15 protein-coding genes are annotated in these 18,067 nt (G+C 39.4%); 9 read left to right on the top strand and 6 right to left on the bottom strand.

The features are described 5' to 3' along the window. Positions 1-43: 43 nt before the first annotated feature. The 5 genes from FTT77_RS09330 to FTT77_RS09310 all read right to left on the bottom strand — a co-directional run bounded on the left by FTT77_RS09330 (position 44) and on the right by FTT77_RS09310 (position 5,261). Positions 44-472 (bottom strand): hypothetical protein, encoded by a 429-nt coding sequence (locus FTT77_RS09330; RefSeq protein ID WP_180109171.1) that lies wholly within the window; start codon positions 470-472, stop codon positions 44-46. Continuing rightward, complete coding sequence (locus FTT77_RS09325) at positions 469-1,821, bottom strand: phosphatase PAP2 family protein (protein WP_180109172.1); 1,353 nt, start codon at positions 1,819-1,821, stop codon at positions 469-471. Before FTT77_RS09325 ends, FTT77_RS09330 begins: the two co-directional genes overlap by 4 nt. Before the next feature lie 18 nt (positions 1,822-1,839). Next, positions 1,840-3,594, bottom strand: coding sequence for a bifunctional alpha/beta hydrolase/class I SAM-dependent methyltransferase (locus tag FTT77_RS09320; RefSeq protein WP_180109173.1), 1,755 nt, complete (start codon positions 3,592-3,594; stop codon positions 1,840-1,842). A 47-nt stretch (positions 3,595-3,641) separates the two neighbouring features. Continuing rightward, entirely contained in the window at positions 3,642-4,277 is a 636-nt protein-coding gene (locus FTT77_RS09315) for a CDP-alcohol phosphatidyltransferase family protein (protein WP_180109174.1), read from the bottom strand. Between the two features lie 81 nt (positions 4,278-4,358). Continuing rightward, positions 4,359-5,261: an acyl-CoA thioesterase II gene (locus FTT77_RS09310; RefSeq protein ID WP_180007865.1), complete on the bottom strand. Its 903-nt coding sequence runs from the start codon at positions 5,259-5,261 to the stop codon at positions 4,359-4,361. A gap of 154 nt (positions 5,262-5,415) precedes the next feature. On the opposite strand from FTT77_RS09310, the gene ybaK reads away from it, so the two are divergent. Continuing rightward, positions 5,416-5,883 carry a Cys-tRNA(Pro) deacylase gene (gene ybaK / locus FTT77_RS09305; protein ID WP_180023982.1) on the top strand — a complete coding sequence of 156 codons (468 nt, stop codon included), beginning with the start codon at positions 5,416-5,418 and terminating at the stop codon, positions 5,881-5,883. A gap of 344 nt (positions 5,884-6,227) precedes the next feature. On the opposite strand, the gene FTT77_RS09300 is transcribed toward ybaK, so the two are convergent. Further along, the gene (locus FTT77_RS09300; RefSeq protein WP_180007864.1) at positions 6,228-7,127 is read right to left on the bottom strand and encodes a hypothetical protein; all 900 of its coding nucleotides are present in this window, start codon (positions 7,125-7,127) and stop codon (positions 6,228-6,230) included. A gap of 392 nt (positions 7,128-7,519) precedes the next feature. Here FTT77_RS09300 and FTT77_RS09295 point away from each other — a divergent pair, with 392 nt between their 5' ends. The 8 genes from FTT77_RS09295 (at position 7,520) to FTT77_RS09260 (ending at position 18,055) form a co-directional block, all read left to right on the top strand. Next, complete coding sequence (locus FTT77_RS09295; protein ID WP_168378663.1) at positions 7,520-7,789, top strand: hypothetical protein; 270 nt, start codon at positions 7,520-7,522, stop codon at positions 7,787-7,789. Positions 7,790-8,379: 590 nt separating this feature from the next. Next, entirely contained in the window at positions 8,380-10,164 is a 1,785-nt protein-coding gene (locus FTT77_RS09290) for an IucA/IucC family siderophore biosynthesis protein (RefSeq protein WP_180109175.1), read from the top strand. Further along, entirely contained in the window at positions 10,157-11,614 is a 1,458-nt protein-coding gene (locus FTT77_RS09285) for a lysine N(6)-hydroxylase/L-ornithine N(5)-oxygenase family protein (protein WP_180109176.1), read from the top strand. The genes FTT77_RS09290 and FTT77_RS09285 overlap by 8 nt, the downstream gene beginning before the upstream one ends. Continuing rightward, positions 11,614-13,449, top strand: coding sequence for an IucA/IucC family siderophore biosynthesis protein (locus tag FTT77_RS09280; protein ID WP_180109177.1), 1,836 nt, complete (start codon positions 11,614-11,616; stop codon positions 13,447-13,449). The genes FTT77_RS09285 and FTT77_RS09280 overlap by 1 nt, the downstream gene beginning before the upstream one ends. A 54-nt stretch (positions 13,450-13,503) precedes the next feature. After that, complete coding sequence (locus tag FTT77_RS09275; protein ID WP_180109178.1) at positions 13,504-14,136, top strand: GNAT family N-acetyltransferase; 633 nt, start codon at positions 13,504-13,506, stop codon at positions 14,134-14,136. Further along, entirely contained in the window at positions 14,133-14,525 is a 393-nt protein-coding gene (locus FTT77_RS09270; protein ID WP_180109179.1) for a hypothetical protein, read from the top strand. Before FTT77_RS09275 ends, FTT77_RS09270 begins: the two co-directional genes overlap by 4 nt. Beyond that, positions 14,501-15,772, top strand: a complete 1,272-nt coding sequence (locus FTT77_RS09265) for an MFS transporter (RefSeq protein ID WP_257224712.1) — start codon at positions 14,501-14,503, stop codon at positions 15,770-15,772. The genes FTT77_RS09270 and FTT77_RS09265 overlap by 25 nt, the downstream gene beginning before the upstream one ends. Positions 15,773-15,787: 15 nt before the next feature. Then, positions 15,788-18,055 carry a TonB-dependent receptor gene (locus FTT77_RS09260; RefSeq protein WP_180109181.1) on the top strand — a complete coding sequence of 756 codons (2,268 nt, stop codon included), beginning with the start codon at positions 15,788-15,790 and terminating at the stop codon, positions 18,053-18,055. The last annotated feature ends 12 nt before the right edge of the window (positions 18,056-18,067 follow it).

Genomic DNA, 18,067 nt, shown 5'->3' with positions numbered 1-18,067 from the left:
TGAAGTGTCTAATGGATTTGGCATGGCTTCAAATTATTGTGAATTATTTATACAGTAAAAATATGCAGATGAATGCGATGTATTGCAAGCAAAGCACAAAGATCTGCCATTTAAATAAAGCCAGACAACCTAACTCACGTAGTTCCCATGCGCGGCCACATTTATTTGTAGGCATTAATTTTAAGTTGATTAAACTTAAGTCCAGCTCCTTGGTGGTTTGTTCAAGGTTTTGAGTTTGGCTGTATTCAGCGACAGTGGCTAAAAGTGCCGAATCAAATTTGATTCTCAGGCTTAAATAATGTTGTATTCCGAGCAAAACTAGACAAATTAATAAATATAGCAAATCGAATAGCATCACATTACCAAACTGGATAATGAGCCAGAGCGTGAGGATCGCTGCTACATAAGCTGAAATGAGCAATCCAGTGGTTGATTGTAACAACTTTGATAGCACCACAAGTTGTAAATTCATGGTGCAAGTCCTTTAAGTTTTAAACGATAAGTATTTAAATGTTTTATTTGCGGTGTTTTAAGCACAACCCAAGGACGGTTATGGCGAATAATCCGTAAAACATCTTCGACTGAATATTCAGGATGTTGTTTCAATAATAATGCGGCAACTACAGCACTACTTCGTGAATATCCCAAAGCACAGAAGACCAAGATGTTTTGTGCTTCATCATTGTTATTAGATTTCAAGAATAGTTCTAAAGACTCTACAGCATTATGTAGCTGATTGGCCTGTAAAGGAATCAGGTCTAAACACAAGTTTTGGGCATATGAGCACTTTGGATAAGTGGGCAATTCTGCGCAACAATCGAGTAAAGCATCATATTGTTGCATGACCTGTTTGGACGGATAGCGACCTAAATAAATATAACTCTGATTGATTTTGATGATTTTAGAATCTTTAGGATGGCGATAGGTCCAGATTCGGCTATTGATCCAAGCAAATACAAAGTAAGGCGCAAACAATATTTTTGCAGCAATGGTCATATCACCATGACTGAGTTTTTGAAAAAAATGCGGTCGATTGAATAAATATGCAAACGAAACTAAAAGCAGACTGCTTGCAGGATAGAGCAGCCAAAGCCACCAACCTTTTGCATGTGCGATTGCGCTACACAATAAGGCAGCAAACAGATAAAGGATGCCGATTTTAATGTGCTTTAAGCTTAGACGACTCTGTCGGTTTCGAGCCCAGGGCGCAGGACAGGACATCGGGAATAGCCATAAACATAAGGCACCGACTAATAAACCTGTTGGGATATCTATAAAATGGTGCTGCCAAGTGGTTAGAACCGAGAGACCGATCAAAAAGGACCAACCATCTACCAGATATTTTAGCTTACCTGTGCTATGCCGACGGTAAAAATCCCAAAGAATCACCAGTAGCACAATATGCAGAGAGGGTGCTTGATTGAAGGGTTTATCAAAGCCCATCAAGACATCAAACCACAGCCCGAAAAAACCTGTGAGTTCGGGGCGCTCAAAGCTAAAACGTAGCGGGAAAAGTAAAAAGCAGCTGATTGAAAGGATTTGTGCCGAAAATAGTCGCAGTACATGTTGTTTTAATTCAAACTTATTCCAACAAAGTAATAAAGACAAACCATAGAACAGATCAATCGACCAATACGGCACAATACTCCATGGCCAAAGTGGAATATATTTTTCCCATTCAAAGACGATAACAGGTACGGAAGCTAAGCCCGCAGCGTATTGATTGGCAAAACCATAACTTAAGAAGAAAAAAGGTGCCAGAAATACCAAACACAGTAGGCCGTATTTCCAAGTTCCTTTTTCAGTATCCAGTTTATGCATAAGATTGACCGTCCAAGCTTAAATTTTTTGTGCAACGGAAACGGTGAAAATACCAAACTCATCAATAACTTGATCGATTTTTTTGAAACCAGCTTGCTCAACTAATGCATCCATTTCTGCTTGTGAGCGTAAACGCATCACCCATGCATCTCCTTGGCGATGTGAGGTCAGAGCACGGGCAATAAACTCTTGTTGCGGATGCCAAATTTGACCTGTGTAGATGAGATACCCATCTTTCTCAATGGCCTGACATAAGCCGGATAAGGACTGTCTGAGTAAATCATTATCACTAAATAATTCGTATAAACCTGAGACCACGGCTAGAGTGGGTTTAGGTTCAACACTGGCTAATGAAGTGGCATCAAAGGCATCCGCTTCTACAAATTTGGCAATCTGGCTTAAACCTCTTTGCTCAATCATTGCTTGACCCGCTTGTACATTGATCGAGCTATAGTCTCTAAGCAGGATGGATTCAGGCTGTTGAGGCAGTTTTTGTACAGCATCTAAAATATATCGGCCATGGCCTGCAGCAATATCCATAATCCGTACCGCGTGTTGGGCATCATTTAACTTAGAAGCATATTTCGTTAATAGCGCTTCAATATTTTGTTTTCTAACGCGAATACCACGCCAACCAATCGCATTTAAATATTGTCGATCGATGATTTTACCCAGTGCATTTTGGCTTTCTGATTTATCTCTGTAGACAAAATCTAAGGTACTGCCGGAGTCATATCCTGTCTCTTCACCAATTTTTAAACCCTTGGAAAAGAGACTACCAATTTTAAGATTTTGTTTGGTTAAGCTCCAAAATGCATGTTTTAAAGAATGTTTTGGAAGCGTTGAACTTAAGGTTTCTGCTACAGCACAGCTCGGGCCAATTTTATCGGCATCTAAAAGTTTAGGTGCGGAATAGGGTTGTTTAAAACATTGTTGAATAAAGCGATAGATTTTATCTGTGGCGATTTTGCGATGTTTTTCACCTAAAGTATCATGATAAAAACCATCTAAGACGTGAAATTCCTTCAATGGATGAGGGAGTTTTTGATAAAACGCCAATTGCGGTTTTTGATGCACCACGAAGTCAGATCCTGAACATAAGACTTGAGTAGGAACAAAAATATTTTGTGCATCTTTAACGATTCGATCTGAAGCTGCGTATAGCCCCAGCAGCATCCGGACTGAAATGGCCCGAGCGATTTTTGGGTCAGTATCATATCTTTGCGCACGTGCAGTATCGTGTGTCAACATTTTGGCTTTGACATAACTATTAATAAAAAAGTTGCCAGCGAATTTATTGAGAAGTGTTAAGCCAGGTTTTGCAAAAGGCACATAGAGTTTGATGTCAAATGCAGGCGAGGCAAGGCATAAAGCACGGATTTTAGGGGCATAATCATGCACCCATGTCGCGGCTAAAACAGCACCAACGCTTTGAGCTACAATTGCTATATTTTCTGATCGGATTTGGTAAGTTTGTTCAATATGCTGAATAAAATATTGAATGTCCTGAACGCATGCAGAAAAGCTAGGTGCATCACCACGTTCACCTGGGGTATTGCCGTGACCTCGCGAATCCCAAGCGAAAAAATCAAAATCAGGCAAATTCAATTCATTGACCAAATGCGCCATTCGTCCCGAATGTTCATGGCCACGATGAAATAAGATCACCGCTTTTTTCTTACGGTTGCTTTTTAAACTGCTATTTTCCCAATGTTGATAAAACAAGGATGTTCCATCATGGCTCGTAAAGGTATGCTGAGTATTGTTATACATTGTGTTGTTCTCAAAATAATGAATCGACTGACGATCTAAACTGAAATTTATTGTGGGTTGATAATGCTATTTTTAATGCGGTTATAAATCGTGATAAATAATAAAAAGATGATAATAATCAAAATACTATTGCAAATAAGAGACAATGTATTTAAGCCAACATTCAATATAGAAGAAGTCACGATCACGATACAGATGATGCTAAATACAAAAGCACGGTCACTTTTTCCCATTGGACCATCGTAGCGACGTTCTTGACCCACTAATGGCGCCATCACACCTGTATATTCAGCAAGTATGGCGAGAAAACAGGTTAAAATAAGTAATTCAGCTTGAATAAAAGCAAAACAAATTAAACTAAAATAGAGTGCTGAGTCAGAAATCACATCACATAATTCATTATAAAAAGCACCGAGTTTGGATTGTTGGTTGAACTCACGTGCCAGCATGCCATCTATAGCATTGAAACCCATACGAATAAGCATCCATACGGGGAAAATCAACAGTAAAATACCAATACCGTTGTGAGAGAAATAGATATAAATAAAAAATGCCACAGCTAGCGAAATGAACATTGCTAGTAGTGTTACTTGATTTGCTGTAATACCAAGATGATGAAGTGATTTAACCAAAGGTCGAAGCAGGTTTTGAAATGCAGGTTTAAGTTGGTAGATCGAAGGCATATTATTGTTATAGCGGTATGATTTGCATGAATTTTATACGCTTGATGCTTAACATAACAAGAATTTGAATGTTAAAGATTGTCACAAGGCTGACGATTCGCCTGTATAACGCATTAAATTTTCTTGTGTGGTGCTTGCGACTAATTTTCCATCTTGCCACATTTGCCCATGACTAAGCCCACGTGATTGCGAGGTTCGAGTGGTATTCATGTCATAGAAAATCCAATCATCCACCCGAAAGGTATGATGAAAATACATCGAATGATCAAGGCTGGTTGCGATGAGTTCAGGAGACAGATAATTTAAACCATGTGTTTTGAGCGCCGCAGAATATAAATTATAGTCTGAATAGTATGCTGCAATGGCCTGATGTATATGAAGTTGGTCAAATTGGGCATCTAAGGCATCATGGAGTTTTAAATATTCTGCATATTGATTTTGATTTAAGACAGAAGCTTGACCGGACGGTGGCAAATCTGTCAGCACGTATTCAATTGGTTTAGATATAAGCTGAAAAGGCTGTAAAAATGTGGATAGATATTCAGGTGAAATAGATGATTGGATTTGCGCTTTATAGAATTGCTCCTCTTTGAGGCTACTTGGTGGAAATTGTTGGATCAAATCTGGTTCAGGTATTTGATACTCCATACCCATTTCGTTTTTCATATAGGACAACATCACCATATATATTGGTTTGCCATGCTGTATGGCGGTCACTTGTCGTGTAGAAAAACTATGGCTATCACGTAAATTTTCGACTTTAAATAATACGGGATGATTTGCATGACCCGCAGAAGTAAAGTTGGCATGTAAAGAGTGGAGTGGGAGTGTACAGGTATAGGATGCACTGACTATGCTCTGAGCAAGTAATTGTCCACCAAAAATATGGTCACCAAACAGTGGTTTACTTTGTGCTAAAAAGTAGCCCTGCTCTTTGGGCACTACAGATAATAATTGGATGAGGTCTTGAATCAGTGTTGTCATCTTTTTTTGAAATTTTTGCTTTGTTTAAATGTATTCAACTCGAACTTATTGCACAAGCCATGTTCATGAAAAATATAAAAGTCTTCGCCAGTCTTTCTAGAATAGGCTTATAATCGAGTTTTCCTAGTTGTCCGAATGGAATGACGATAAAGCAATGACACCTGCATGTAAACTCTTAAAATCTAATAAAATCGACTTTACAATTCATGAATATGATCATGACCCAGAAGCAAAAAGTTTTGGTTTAGAAGCTGCGGAAAAACTTGGTTTAACGGTCGAAGAAGTGTTTAAAACATTAATGGTTACGGACGATAAAAATTACTTTGTTGCCGTATTGCCAGTTGAATATCAGCTAAATTTGAAAAAAGTGGCCACAGCATTTGGCTGTAAAAAACTCAAAATGGCTGACCCAAAAGATGCAGAGCGTTTAACCGGTTATTTGGTTGGTGGTATTAGTCCAGTTGGACAGAAAAAACGCTTAAAAACTGTGATCGATGCTTCTGCGCAGCACTTAGCTAAAATCTATGTGAGTGGTGGTAAGCGTGGTTTGGATATTGGTTTAAAACCCGAAGATTTAGCAAAAGTCTTGGGTGCAAATTTTGCTGATGTGATTGATGTTTAAGTGCGGTTTTTCACTACTTAAATTTAAGTGAATTTAGAGGGAATACCTTCCACTTCACAATCTATAAAATAACAGAAGCCGCATTGAGCGGCTTTGTGGTTCGATGATGCATCAAGTGTACGGAAGAGATGCTTAGGAATATAATCACAACTCATCTTCTCTTTTAAGCGAAAATTTAGTTATCTCGGAACAGCCGAAAAATTTTGGTTGATGATAATTACAACTTTTACTATTAGATTTTCAGCTGCTGTCTGGGGTGTTGATTAAATGTTCGATACTTATTTTTCTGCATAATATTTCAGGTGCAAGTTTATTAATTATGCACAAAATCACGAGAGATAACTTTATTTTAATTCAACATAACTTTCAGTGTTTACAAGCTTTATTAAGTAGTTTTGTTTTGTATTTAAAGTGAGCCCATTCGCATCTTTTAAATTTGATGTATGCAGGGCAATTAGACATTTTTGCGTGCCACAATGGATAACTTTAGCTTTAGCTGGATATGTAATAGTTAGTTTTTTAGCTTCGAGCCAATCAGTAATGAGGGCATCGTCAATGATAATTTGATTATGTTTTGTGCTATTAAATTCATTTTCAGCTTCTTTACGGGCATCTTTACCAATACTAATAACATAAAAAGTAAATGTGAAAAATAAAATATAAAAACCAACTAAATATGCATAGTAAATTCCACCACTTTGAACAATTTTATCAATTTTTTCACTGTGTTCTATGACTTCAAAATTATGAAATTTCTCTGATGAATCAATGGCGTCTTTAGCTGCAGGTTTTATGATATTGAGCGTAAATTGCCCAAGAGAAATCCAAAATAAGCCTACAATTGATAAAGGTTTTTGTATTTTGCTATTAATGGTATAGATAAAAATAGTTAGTAAAATTTGCCACAATTTTACTAAGATCCTTTTAAAAATCAGGTTGAAAATAAAGAGAAGGATAAATGTAATAAAGACAAATATAAATTTTATCATCACTTCATATAAATTATTTTGGTAGACAGTATGTACCAAAGCAGCGAGTAAAAGTATTAAGAAGCCTACTACTAGCCCTGACATACCGTTTACCCATCCATACATTAGATAGTCTTGAATAGATATGCCAAGTGAAACTTGATTAAATCCGTAGTAGCTGATTAAACCATCGTAGTAAAAGTAACCGCAAACAAATAAGTAAATAGTAAATATTGTTGTAAAGAGGGCTATATCAAAACTGAAGTTAAATTTCATATGTAATGTTTCTTGGATCCGCTTATATGCTTTTTTAAGTGCTTAGGTGAATAGTATTAAAGCAAAGTTAGAAGTGCAAATTGAGAATTAGACCTAGATCAGGGTATCTAAGATGTTTCTGTAATAGTGGACGAAATTGTCTTAATTCAGTTAGTACAAAATGCTCGCCAAATGTGGGTTTATTTTTAGCTTTGAATAACGAAAATCCATGAAGTTGCAGAAGTAGAATTTAGTAAAACTTCATGTTTAGAGGCTCATTCATTAATAGTGCTTAATTATATTTAAATGTAAAAATACCTATAAAAAATAGGTATTTAAAATCCGACTAAAACAGTTGTATTTTAATTTAAAAGCTGTAATTTGAAAGAGCGATCTAATAAAAAGACAACAAAATGCCTTATTCAAATACTAAAGCGATTATTGAGCAAATCTATAATTTTGTATTAGAAAAACATGGTTTAGCGTCTAAAAGTCGATTTATGCAGTTATCGATTTTCTTTAAAGAATTACATGAAGGGGATGAGTCAAAATTTACCGCAGATAGGTCTTTTTATTACAAAGGAATATTTAACAACAGAGAAAAAAGTGTATTTGCGAATGCTGCGCCAGACTTTTTTGATAAGCACAAGTTTTTGGATTGGGTTGTTAAATCAATTGATTGATTTCAACCAAATCGTTTGAGTACATATTCATCATTCATGCTGTATAGCCAGTCTGAATAGAAGATATGGATCAGAAATCAGTAGGTGTTTGTTATGAAATGCATGCTTATAGTCAATAAAGATGCATGATCAGTATGATGCCAGTAAAGTCTTCAATGATTAAAATTTAACTGCACATTTCGTTCTTTGATTTAAATAAAAGCTTGGTTCAAAGCAGAATATAAAAACCCATGTAAAAGACATGGGTTTTTAGTTTAAGTTGCACAATGTGATAATTTGGCTAAAAAATAAGCAATTCGATTCATTTGTTCTATGCTAAATGAGAAAATTATCATTTAGTTCCATTTCAGAAAATTGTATAAATAAAAACAGAAAAGTTCATATCAAAAAAATTAATTTTTAAATACATAGAGATAAGACCAAATTTGCAATCCTGTAGCAAATCTTCACAAAAATGCAATTATTAACAATAATGATTATCATTAACATAGTTTCACGCTGGCCAGTGTACTAAGCATTACTTGCACAGTTAAAGAAACATAATTACATGACAAAGCTTGGAAAAGCTTAAAAATAGAGGATATGGTCAGATGAAAGAGCTTGCAAATCGCTTGGCGATGCAGCATCTTGTCAATGCATACTCACAAGAAACCGGTAAAGGTATTTTGCTGGAAAAGTATCAACAGAATTCATCACAATTGACGTTTAGCCAAGGCTTGACGTTGTTATGCATCCCTTTAGATTGCATACAATCACAGTTATTTGTACCACTATCTTATGTCAGCCTTGTTGGTAGACATCGTCTTGCAGATCTCCCACACGTCTTTAACAAGGGACAGAAACAGTCATTTAGTATCACCGCGATCGCGAGTTTATTACTTGAACAGCTCGTACAAGAGTCAGGTCATACACTGGATGCTTCATCATTATTAGAACGTTGGATCGAAAGTCGTGAAGCGCTTACACAATTTTTGACACTGCGCGAACATGATTTTGAGACTTTGGTCCAAGCGGAACAAAGCTTCATTGAATCGGAACAGGCCTTAATTTTAGGGCACAGTATGCATCCTGCACCGAAAAGTCGGGTCGGTTTTGTGCATGAAGATTGGGAAAGGTATTCGCCAGAAGCCAAAGGTCTAAGCCAACTGCATTATTGGTTGGTAGCTCCAGAATATATTCAAGAAGGTTCAGCTTTAGATCAAGCTGTATCAGCGCAATTGAAAAGCGAATTGCAATGGCATTTATCAGAAACTGATCAAGCACTACTGAATGCCTATTCACATTATAAGTTATTGCCTTTGCATCCTTGGCAAGCACGTTATTTACAGTCAAAAGTATGGTTTAAAAACTTAAAAACCAAATTAAAAATTATCGATTTTGGCGAGAAAGGTTGGGCATTTTCACCAACAACATCTGTACGCACCATGGCAAGTTTTGCGGCGCCGTGGATGTTGAAACCATCACTTTCCGTAATGATCACCAATTCAATCCGAGTCAATCTTGCCAAAGAATGCCACCGTGGTGAAATGACCCATCGACTTTGGCATTCAAGTCTTGGTGAACGTATTTTAAAACAATGCCCAACGCTCAAAGCGGTGAATGATCCTGCATGGATGGCATTGAGCATAGATGATGAAATAGTCGATGAAACTATTTGCATCTTCCGTGATCAGCCTTTTAGTGAAAAGCAGCAGGTGAGTTGTATTGCGTCATTGTGCCAAGAGCATCCTGCACAGCCGAAAAGCCGTTTTAATGCCTTGTTTGAACAAATCGAAAAACAACAACCTGAACTTGATCAAAGCGCCATTGCGATCAATTGGTTTAAACAATTCTTAGCTATCAGTCTAAAACCATTGATGTATTTGTATCACCGATACGGAATGGCCTTTGAATCACATCAGCAAAATGTCTTACTTGAGCTGGAACATGCAATGCCTAAATATCTATGGCTGCGCGACAATCAAGGCTTTTACTATATTGAAGAACTTGCAGGTGAAGTCTTAAGCGCATTTCCAGAGTTGCAAGAAAAAGCGCATGCCGTGGGTTCCAAAGCCTTTGTCGATGAGCGCTTTAGCTATTATTTCTTTGGTAATACTTTATTCGGCATTATCAATGCAATTGGTGCAACTGGATATGTTACAGAACAAGTGTTGATATCGATATTGCAAAATGAACTGTTGGACTTACATCAGGCATATCCAGAAAGTTCATTGATTCATTCATTGCTGTATCAGCCGACCTTGCCGTATAAGGGCAATCTGTTGACACGCTTGTATGAGCTGGATGAATTGATTGCCCCAGTCGATCAGCAATCGGTTTATGTACAGTTGCCAAATCCTTTATGTGTGGAACAGAAGGATGTGCAATATGCTTGATTTTATTGGGATAGGCTTAGGGCCATTTAACCTCAGTTTGGCGAGTTTGCTACATAAGCAAAATCATTTGCAGTATCAATTTTTTGAAAAGAAACCACAGTTCGACTGGCATGCGGGTATGCAATTGCCCAATACAGTATTGCAAGTACCGTTTATGGCCGATCTGGTTTCCATGGTCGATCCAACCAGTCCTTTTAGTTTTTTAAACTATTTAAAGGCACAACAGCGTTTATACAAATTCTATTTTTTAGAACAAGCTCAGATTCCTAGACGTGAATATAACCATTATTGTCAGTGGGTTGCAGACCAACTAGAGCATATTCAATATCAATCAACCGTAAAAGCCATTTATGCCCAAGAACAAGGCTTTGAAGTCATGGTTAAACAAGATGGACGTTTTAGACGTTATCAATGCCGAAATTTGGTCATTGGTTCGGGGAATGTTCCGCATTTACCAAAGTGTCTAAAAGACATACAACAGCAATATCCGGAGCGCTGCTTACATTCTGCAAATTATTGCAATGCAGCGTTAAATCACTTGAAAGGGAATGTGGTTGTACTGGGATCAGGCCAGTCTTCGGCCGAAGTTTTTATGGATCTGTTTGATCGTCAATATTTGCAGGATCAAACCACAACAGCGCAGTTTAAATTGCATTGGCTGACCCGTTCTAATGGGTTTTTCCCGATGGAATATGCGCCGCTTGGTTTAGAGCATTTTAGTCCGGATTATACTACGCATTTTTATCAACTGAGCCCTGAAAATAAAGCCGAACAACTGAAACAACAAGGTTTGTTATATAAGGGCATCAGTGCAAAAACCATCCGTGATATTTACCAAAAACTGTATCACCGGAGTATTGGTCAAAATATTCAACAGACGCATTTACATGCTCAGGTGGGTTTGGTCGATGCCGAGCCTCATGGTGCGGGCATCCGTTTGCAGTTTCAGCATAAAGTCACGGCAGAACAATTCTATCTGGATGCGGACTTTGTCGTGGCTTCAACGGGATATCACAGTCCAGAGTGGCAATATCTCAAATATCTAAAACCACTGATTCAATGTGATGAATTCGGTCGCTGGAAAATTAGTCAGGACTACCGCGTACAGCATGACGCTGTTGGGGAAATCTTTGTTCAAAATCAGGAAATGCACAGTCACGGTGTCGGGACTCCTGATTTAGGGTTGGGTGCTCACCGTGCAGCGATCATTGCCAATCAATTATTGGGTTTTAACTTATACGATTTAGGTGATCAAGCTCAAAGTTTCCAACATTTTTCACCCAGTGAAAATGCTGAAATGCACAGTATGGGCATTGTGAAGAAATCAGCGCCAACCAATATCCAAAGATCTTTATCCGTTAAAAAAACCATTGCCAACTATGCAATGAACCGCAATACGACCATGCCGAATAAGCAAGAACAGAATACGGTTAAACTCGAGAAATTATAATGACATTTGCAAAATTAAAGATAAATCAAACGCAGTGGCGCCGTGCAGGACAAAGACTGATTGAAATGGCGATTGCTGAGTTTTTATATGAAGAAATTATTCAGATTCAGCAAGTGGAAAATAACACTTGGCAACTCAAACTGGATGATAAAACGTATCAATTTGAAGCGACTCAGTTTCTGCTTGGGCATTGGCGTATAGTTGAAGGGAGTGTTCGAGATTTAGGTGATTCGACAGCACAGCCCGCATGGAATCTACATGAATTTATTCGTGCCTTTTCAAATCAAGCTGAAGTGAAACCTTTTACCAAGGCCTATTTGATTAAAGAAATGAACAATACATGGTTGGCTGAAGCACATGTTTTTGATGAGCAAAGATTGCTGAGTCAGGCTGTGCTGTCAGCGCCACACTATCAAATTGAAGGCATGTTACGTGGACACCCATGGCTCATTATGAGTAAGGGGCGTATGGGCTTTGGCTATGATGATTATTTAAGCTCAGCACCAGAGATTTCTCCAACGGTCAAAGTTCTGTGGTTAGCTGTTCATCGTGATTTAGCTGAGTTTCGTTCGACCGAGGCTTGGGATGCGAAAAGCTTATATCGCCATGAATTGAATTCTGCGCAATTACACGATTTTCAACAGCAATTGGCGGACAAAGCCGTAGATGCTGCTGAGTATTATTTTATTCCTGTACATGCGTGGCAGTGGCATCAGTGGTTAATCCCGACCTATGCCAATGAAATCGTTGATCAGCGCATTGTTGAATTGGACATTGGACAAGATGACTATGTGCCAATGCAATCAATTCGTACCTTATGCAATACCAGTCATCCTGAACGGCATTATGTGAAGTTACCTGTCAGTATCTTTAATACGGCGGTATATCGAGGTTTGCCTTCAAAACGAAATTTAGCTGCACCTGCGGTGACCGCTTGGCTGAAGGACATTCAACATCATGATGTAGACCTGCAAAAAACTCAGGTGGAGTTTTTGGGCGAAGTCGCAAGTCTCACTTTGCAACAGCCGTGTTTTGATCAGATAGACGCTGCGCCTTACCAATTTAAAGAATTGTTTGGTTGCCTATGGCGTGAAAGTGTAGAGCCTTGTATCGGTGAACATCAGTTGGCGCTTTCCCAAGCAGCTTTGTTGCATCGAGATATAAATGGTCGGTCTATTTTATCCGTGTTGATTGAGGCTTCAGGTTTGACCCCTTTGCAATGGCTGAAACGTTTTGCTGAAGTTTGTGTAACACCGCTACTGATTTGTTTATACAAATATGGTTTGGCTTTTTCTCCCCACGGTGAAAACACCATGTTGATCCATGAAAATGGCTTACCGAAAAAAATGGTGCTGAAGGACTTTATTGATGATGTCAATTTAGTTGATGAAGATTTTCCTGAACTCGAAAATTTACCAACTGAAGGGCAAATTTTACTGCGCCATCCTGCTGAAGAACTTAGTCACTTTATCTTTACAGGTTTATTCATGGTGCATTACCGCTATATCTGTAATGTCTTCCTTGAAGATTATCCAGAGCATACAGAACTTGAGTTTTGGCAAACCATCTCCAGCGTGATCGATGAATTTCATCAGGCACATCCTGAATTGGCAGATCGTATTGAAAAATTCAGTATGTTCCGTCCACGTTTCGAGAAAATTTGTCTGAACCGTGTTCGACTGTTTACCACCAGTTATAACGACGAAGCAGAACGACCAGTACCTGTATTTTTAGATCCTATTGCAAACCCTGTGAGTCCAAGCACTTTAAATCAGTGGGCAGAACAACAGCATACTGCTAAGCAGAAAATGACAACCAACCGTATTGCTTCATAAGCAGATTTTTGAGCTAAGAACAGAAAAGATTAAACAAATTTAAAGGACGACATCATGACAACGTTATCACGACAACTACCTGATTTTTATGAGTACCATGAGAATGAGACGCAATACTATTTACGACAAATGCAATATCCAGAAGATATGGCTTTGGTTCATAAATGGATGCATGAACCGCATGTGATTCCACAATGGCAGCTCAATAAGTCAGAAACTGAACTAAAAGTATATTACGAAAAAATGCTGGCAGATGATCATCACCGAATTTTGATTGTAGGAGTCAATGGTGAAGATGTGGGCTACACAGAGATCTACGAAGGAAAACGGGATCGATTAGGTTTGTACTACGACGGTGATGAGCTTGATCTAGGTTGGCATTTGTTATTTGGTGAAAAGTCCGTTTTTGGTAAAGGCTATTTACGTCCCGTCATGCGTTTATTGAGTTTTTATATCTTTGAAAATGCTGCATCAGCCAAGATTGTGGGAGAACCTGATCATAGTGTGAAGCCTTATGCCGTTGTGGTTGAAGACATGGGCTATGAAGCACAGCGCCTAATCCCAATGCCTGAAAAGACCGCTATGTTGTATTACTGCTTTAGAGAAACTTTTTATGCAAAATTTGGTCATTACTTAAACGACTCCAAGGCATTTCAGCATCAGCAACTAGCTAAGGCGGTGTCATGAGTTACAGCTGCACCCACATGCACATACTGGACATGCACTTTTCAGCGCATGTTTCAGTGGAAGAGTTTGAACAATGGTTGACTCAAGTTGAGCGCTTTTTTTTAAAGAGTCAGCCCTTTGTTTTGGTTATGCAAACGGCTGATGGAACGACTTTTCCCGAAGAATATCGGCAAATACAGGCCGTTTGGTACAAGAAGTTTAAACATCTCTTTTTTCAATATTGTTTGGGTCTGGTGCGTATTGCGCAAGATCCAGATGACTTCAAACGTTTAAACACACCCGCACTGCATGCAGCGTGGCGTGTGCCTTATTACGTTTCATTAGAACAGTCTGATGCGCTGCAATGGGCAGTGCAGAGGTGGATATGCAACAACACTCAAGAAAATTAAATTATGCAATTTCACCATCTCAAATTTCAGTTCTGAGTTTGAGCGTCGTGATCATTTTGTACTTAGCACATGCATTGCCTTTGTATTTTTACAATGTGGCTTTGCCTGCTATTTTACGACATCAAGGGGTAGATTTACGCTGGATTGGCATGTTATCGCTGCTTTACATTCCATGGGCATTCAAGTTTTTTTGGGCGCCTTGGATCGATCAGCTCTATGTCAAAAAACTCGGTAAACGTAAAACATGGCTATTATTTACGCAAATCGCATTGGTACTGGGGGTATTGGTTTTAGCCTTTACGCAGTTTTCTTATGGGCTGACTTTATTTGTCATTGTTGGTTTATGGATTTCAACGTTTGCGGCAACGCAAGATATTGCGATTGATGGTTATACCGTAGAGAAATTTACCGAAGGCAATTACCGTCTGGGCAGTATGGCACAGAGTATTGGGGTGGCCGTCGGTAGCATGCTTGGTGGCGCTGCAACTTTATGGATTTACCAATATTGGGGTTGGCAGTCAGCGCTCACAACTTTAGCGCTGCTGACATTTTTAACCATGTTTGCTGTGTTTTTTATTCAAGAAGAACCACAAACTCAAATTGCCAAAGCCAAACCAAGCCTACGACAAGCGTTTAAACGATCTGCGATTCGTTGGGCCTTGCTGCTCATCGTTTGTTATCGCGTGGTGGAAGCACCCGCTATGGCAATGCTGAATCCCATGTTGATCGATCAAAAATGGTCACTGTCTCAGATCGGGGTGTTGATGTCTGTGGTCGGTGCCGGTGTCGGTCTGATTGCAGCTGTTAGTGCAGCTGTATTGCTGAAAAAAATCAAAGCGACGCAATTGTTGGTCTGGGCAGGATGGTTACGTACATTGCTATATGCCGTCATTGGGGCAGCCGTTGTATTGGAGTGGTTGAATCAATGGCATCTGCTTTTAGGTCTATTTGTCGTGTTGATGCTAGCCATTCGTTATATCGCCATGACATCACTCTATGCCTATTTCATGCAGACCAGTTCTAAAGAACAGGCGGGTACCGATTTCACTATATTAGTGTGCTTTGAATTGCTCGTTTACTTCATTGGCGGCGCATTTTCAGGCTTTCTCGCAAAATCATTAGGCTATGGACATTTTTACTTGGTATTGGCAATCGGCTCAGTAATCAGTGTCTTACTTAGTCAACGCATTGTTTTAAAAACACAAAATTTAAAAACTCAAACTCTTCCGACTCAATCGGAACTCTAAGAAATGGAAAAGAATATGAAACGTTTAGCTCTACCGATGCAACTGACTTGTCTCAGCTTAGCAATTTGCACTCAGCTTTATGCGCAAGACGTCACGACAGACACTGCACAAAATACAGCAGTTGAAACACAAACTACAGAAGCTACTAAAATGGCACCGATTGTTGTGACGGCTACTCGTTCTGCGAAAAGCATTGCCGATATTGCGGGTACGGTGTACAGCATTCCTAAAGAAGAAATTGAAAAACAAGCCAATGCAGGTAAAAGCACAGCCGATATTGTCGGTTTATTGGTGCCATCACTGACTCCATCGAGTGGTACAACGTCTAACTATGGGATGACCATGCGTGGACGTGTGGTGCAATACATGATCGATGGTGTGCCGCAAACGGGATATCGTGATGGATCTCGACAACTGGCAAGTATTAGCCCGTCGATGATTGAACGAATTGAAGTGGTCTCAGGTGCAAGTAGTATTTATGGTTCAGGTGCAACAGGCGGTATTATCAATATCATCACCAAACGAGGTGGATCTGAGCCGCTGAGTTTTGAAACGAAAGTCGGTGTCACTTCTGGTAATAATTTTAAGTCTGATGCGCTAGCTTATGAAGCTGCACAAACCATGAACTTTAATCAAGGCAATTTACGCGGAACTTTAGGTGCAAGCTATACCAAACGTGGCGAAATACAGGATAGTCATGGCAACCGTATTGGGCCTGAAATTGCACAAACAGACCGTCAAGATACCGACACTTTAGATCTAAATGGTCGTGTCAGTTGGAAAATTGCCGATGGTCAAACGCTGAGTTTTGGTGCGCAATATTATAATGATGAGCAAGATAGTGACTATGGCCCTGACTATGGTCCAAATTTAAATGCGCTGCGCTCACAGCCCGTGGGTGGCAAGCTGCCGTTGTCTTTAAATGCGGTAAAAGGCTTACAACTTGCCGAACAACCACAAACTGAACGTTATAGCGTCAACGCACAATATGAAAATCAAGATATTTTAGGCCACCGTCTAAATGCTGAAACCTATTATCGAAATGAAAAAGCACGGTGGTTCCCATCTGCACGTCAAATGGCACCTGAACTCTTCTTGGTGTATCAGTCAGAAACCGATATCGATGTTTTAGGCGCGCGTGTTGCTCTACAAAAAGATCTTAACTTAAATGGTCGTGAACTGGGTCTAACCTATGGTGTGGACTATGAAAATGAAAAAGATCAACAAAATATCCAAATGTATGACAGCGCAACGTTTATTCAAAGTAATGGTTTGAGTTATCAGCCGTTTAACTACTATGCTTTTGGCCCTGATGTTGAAACAGAAAAACTTGGGGTATTTGCCCAAGCGCAATATGAATTAACTGACCGACTAGGCTTACAAGCAGGCATTCGCCATGAACGTGTAGAAAGCGATGTCGATTCATCTGTGCCTTATATGGAAGCCATTACCGCAGATTTAACCCCAGGTTATGTGGCGAAAACACTGAACGGCGGCAAAGTAAAACATGATGCAACGCTGTTTAATGTTGGCGCGGTGTATCACTTAACAGATGTACAGCAAGTGTTTGCCAATTTCTCACAAGGTTCAAACTTGCCCGATGTGCAACGTATGCTGCGCGATGTGCCGGCAAATTCTGTGATTAATAGCCAAACCATTGACCCGATTAAAGTCAATAACTATGAACTCGGTTGGCGTGTACAAAATGCCGGTGGTTTAAATGCAGGAGTCACGGCTTTTTATAATGACTCAGATAAAAGCCTGAAATTTGGTGCGCCGAATTACACCATTGATGTTATTGATACCGATGAACGTATCTATGGTGTCGAAGCCAATGCCAGTTATGAAGTTCAACCAAATTGGACTGTTGGCGGCACAGTTGCATATACCACGGGCCAATTTAAAAATACCCAAGGTGACTGGCAAGAATTGGATGCCATTCGTGTAGCACCTTTAAAAGGTACAGCATTTTCAGAGTGGCAATTTGATAATGACATGAGCCTACGTGTTCAAGCTTTAGCGATTGGCGGTACAGACAAAGCCCAAAAAGACGCTGTGAAATATGGATCTGCTCCAGCAGCGTCAATTAAAGGCTTTGCAACGATGGACGTGATTGCCAATGCAAAAGTAGGACCGGGTAATGTGGGCTTTGGTGTCTACAACGTGTGGAATACGGATTATAAGTCGGTATACAGTCAGTCGGTTGAAACTGTCTATGGCCCAATTTCTAGCCTAGCGGCTCAAGGTCGCACCTACGGTTTAAGTTATACGGTGAAATACTGATTTAAAGCCTGA

The sequence above is a fragment of the Acinetobacter sp. YH01010 genome (assembly GCF_013420775.1).
Taxonomy (GTDB): domain Bacteria; phylum Pseudomonadota; class Gammaproteobacteria; order Pseudomonadales; family Moraxellaceae; genus Acinetobacter; species Acinetobacter amyesii.
This window is presented reverse-complemented; position numbering and strand designations above follow the sequence as displayed.

Bases quoted from the DNA above. Each gene is read 5' to 3' on its own strand.
- FTT77_RS09330 (WP_180109171.1), bottom strand. From the start codon at position 472: ATGAATTTACAACTTGTGGTGCTATCAAAGTTGTTACAATCAACCACT.
- FTT77_RS09325 (WP_180109172.1), bottom strand. From the start codon at position 1,821: ATGCATAAACTGGATACTGAAAAAGGAACTTGGAAATACGGCCTACTG.
- FTT77_RS09320 (WP_180109173.1), bottom strand. From the start codon at position 3,594: ATGTATAACAATACTCAGCATACCTTTACGAGCCATGATGGAACATCC.
- FTT77_RS09315 (WP_180109174.1), bottom strand. From the start codon at position 4,277: ATGCCTTCGATCTACCAACTTAAACCTGCATTTCAAAACCTGCTTCGA.
- FTT77_RS09310 (WP_180007865.1), bottom strand. From the start codon at position 5,261: ATGACAACACTGATTCAAGACCTCATCCAATTATTATCTGTAGTGCCC.
- ybaK (WP_180023982.1), top strand. From the start codon at position 5,416: ATGACACCTGCATGTAAACTCTTAAAATCTAATAAAATCGACTTTACA.
- FTT77_RS09300 (WP_180007864.1), bottom strand. From the start codon at position 7,127: ATGAAATTTAACTTCAGTTTTGATATAGCCCTCTTTACAACAATATTT.
- FTT77_RS09295 (WP_168378663.1), top strand. From the start codon at position 7,520: ATGCCTTATTCAAATACTAAAGCGATTATTGAGCAAATCTATAATTTT.
- FTT77_RS09290 (WP_180109175.1), top strand. From the start codon at position 8,380: ATGAAAGAGCTTGCAAATCGCTTGGCGATGCAGCATCTTGTCAATGCA.
- FTT77_RS09285 (WP_180109176.1), top strand. From the start codon at position 10,157: ATGCTTGATTTTATTGGGATAGGCTTAGGGCCATTTAACCTCAGTTTG.
- FTT77_RS09280 (WP_180109177.1), top strand. From the start codon at position 11,614: ATGACATTTGCAAAATTAAAGATAAATCAAACGCAGTGGCGCCGTGCA.
- FTT77_RS09275 (WP_180109178.1), top strand. From the start codon at position 13,504: ATGACAACGTTATCACGACAACTACCTGATTTTTATGAGTACCATGAG.
- FTT77_RS09270 (WP_180109179.1), top strand. From the start codon at position 14,133: ATGAGTTACAGCTGCACCCACATGCACATACTGGACATGCACTTTTCA.
- FTT77_RS09265 (WP_257224712.1), top strand. From the start codon at position 14,501: ATGCAACAACACTCAAGAAAATTAAATTATGCAATTTCACCATCTCAA.
- FTT77_RS09260 (WP_180109181.1), top strand. From the start codon at position 15,788: ATGAAACGTTTAGCTCTACCGATGCAACTGACTTGTCTCAGCTTAGCA.